The sequence below is a fragment of the Deinococcus malanensis genome (genome assembly GCF_014647655.1).
Taxonomy (GTDB): domain Bacteria; phylum Deinococcota; class Deinococci; order Deinococcales; family Deinococcaceae; genus Deinococcus; species Deinococcus malanensis.
This window is the reverse complement of record NZ_BMPP01000057.1, coordinates 1-2327: the sequence shown is the minus strand read 5'-3', so window position 1 is coordinate 2327 and position 2327 is coordinate 1. Positions and strand designations below refer to the sequence as shown.

General features: G+C 62.4%; 3 protein-coding genes. 1 reads left to right on the top strand and 2 read right to left on the bottom strand.

What is annotated here, in order from left to right; all coding sequences use genetic code 11:
* Positions 1–1142, bottom strand: a 1142-nt coding sequence (locus IEY49_RS21185; protein ID WP_189012385.1) for a PAS domain-containing protein, incomplete at its 3' end; no start/stop codon positions are given.
* A gap of 366 nt (positions 1143–1508) precedes the next feature.
* Here IEY49_RS21185 and IEY49_RS21180 point away from each other — a divergent pair.
* Entirely contained in the window at positions 1509–1775 is a 267-nt protein-coding gene (locus IEY49_RS21180; protein ID WP_189012383.1) for a PAS domain-containing protein, read from the top strand.
* 9 nt (positions 1776–1784) lie between these two features.
* Here the strand turns inward: IEY49_RS21180 and IEY49_RS21175 are convergent.
* On the bottom strand, positions 1785–2327 hold a 543-nt coding region (locus IEY49_RS21175; RefSeq protein WP_189012381.1), incomplete at its 5' end, for a PAS domain-containing protein.

Here is a 2327-nt window from a genome sequence, read left to right as displayed (position 1 = left end):
CGTTCCTCGCTTTCTTCCATGGCCCGCCGGGCACGGTTCTCATTGGTCATGTCCTGGACCAGGCTGATCACGCACGGATCGCCTGCAATCTCAATCGGAACGAAGGAAACGAAGCAGTCGTAAATCTGCCCTGATTTGCCGCGCAGGCTCACAGTCCGCTTCCGGGCCGTGTTTCCATTGGCCATCTCTCGCAGGGCGTTCAGGCGCTCAGTGTCATCGACCCACAGGTTCAGCTCGGACGCTGGTTGACCGATGAGCTCATCCCGGATGTACCCGGTGAGGTCCTCGAAGGCCGGGTTGACATCCAGGAAGACCCGGTCGCTCAGGCGGGTCAGGGCCACAGGCATGGGGCTGGCCGCGAAGATCCTGGAGACGCGCTGTTCACTTCTCTGGAGGGCGACCTGCGCCTGATGATGTTCAGTGACGTCGCGGGTAATCACGGAGACGCCGTCCTCCGCGGGGTAGGTGGTGACTTCAACCCATTTCTGAATTTCGCTCGAGAATGCGGTTTCCCGTTGTGGGGATGAGGCGTCCCTGGCGCGGAGGATGCTTTGACCGAGTGGGGTGAGCGGAGCCGTAGGAAATACGTCTATGAGCCGGTGCCCGACAAGATCTGTGGGCGTCCGTCCAGCGATCGCGGCGCCAGATCCGTTCACGTACGTAATAACGCCGTCCTGGTCCAGCGACGTGACCCCATCCGTCACCCGGTCGAGCGTGGAGGAAAGCACCCTGGCACTCTGCGCGGCACTCTGTCTGGCTTCTTCACGGGTCGTCACATCATTCTGGAACCCGAGGTAGTGTGTCACCTGACCTGCGGCATTCCTGACGGGACTCAAGGTGAGCTCATTATGGAAGAGGGTGCCATCCCGGCGGTAGTTGCGCAGAACCACGGTGACACTCTGTCCTTCCTTGATCGCCTCGCGAATCTCCGCGACTCCGGGCTGCTCATGCTCATCGCCTTGCAGGAAGCGACAGTTCCGACCCAGGATGTCGGCCTGACGGAAGCCGGTCAGCCGCTCGAACGCCGGGTTGGCGTACACGATCGGGTGGTCTTCCTGAAGCGCATCGGTGATCACGACACCGACCACGCACGCGTGCAGTGCGTCGGTCAGGAGGGACGAAGGAAGTGCCGATGGCGCCATGGGGGGGATCTCCTTCAGGTCGGAATCGTGGGGAAGGTGATTCGTGTGTGGCGCGGGCCTCGCCCCGCAGTCAGGACCTCGGTTCGGGTGTGCTGAACGTCAGGCTCCGGCCCTGGGACGATGGTCCAGAGTACCCTCTAAGCGCCCCTGTCGGCTCTGGGGCAGAGGGGTCTGAATAAACGTTCAACGTTCCGTGACACGGCCTTATCGCTGTCATTCTGAACCCTGGTGATGACGCCATGCCTTCGCCCCGTTCGGGCTGAATGCACTTGGGTAAAGGTGCCAGGAGCGGTGGAACGGACCGGCTGGCGACTCACGTCGCGGAATGACATCTCTCCCTGCTTCACGCCGAAGAGGACATCGGCAGTGACGGGCCATCAGAATGAGGCTACCATCCTGGACGACCAGGAAGCGTTCCCTGACGTGCTCGTGCAGGCCATGAACGCCGCGACGAACGGCATCATCGTGACTCGTAGCGAGGAGGATCACCCCATCGTGTACTGCAATCCCGCGTTCGAGCAGCTCACGGGGTACCAGGTCAGCGAGATCCTCGGGCGCGACTGCCGTCTCCTGCAAGGCGAAGCCACCGACCCTGCGACCCGCTCGCGTCTTCAGCAGGCCGTGCAGGAGTAGTACCCAGCGTCAGTTGTTCGGTTCCTGACTGTCTGGGTCGAACAACGACATGACGTCCTGATCATGCATCTGCGTGACTGGCTCCTCACCGGCGGGCCCAGGGTCCGGCCCTACAGGAGCGACTGGGGCTTTCCGCTCCAGCGTCACGTTCCGGATGACCAGCAAGGCGCGCTCGACGCCGATCGGTGTGATGCGTCCCTCCAGTTCCTGCGCACCTTCGCTTCCCACGGGGGGTTCAAGCACAAAAGCCCGTGAGCGTTGAGCACCCTGCAAGGTCAGCCGCAGGTACACCATGATCAGCGCCGCAGCATTGTGTGACCACAACTGGTACACGCTGCGGCCCACCGGGTTGCGCTCCAGCCGCAGGGAGTCCGCCTTGTAGCTCAGTACCAGACCGTCCTTGGAGAGGACGAACAGTGAATCCGGAATGGCCTGAAGCAGCGCCTGAGCGTGCAACTGACTCTGCGCGAGCGCCGCGATGTTCTCGTTCAGGTCACTCATATCGCGGATCAGCAGGGTGTAGTGCGCGTCCTCCACCTGCATCTGGCGGCT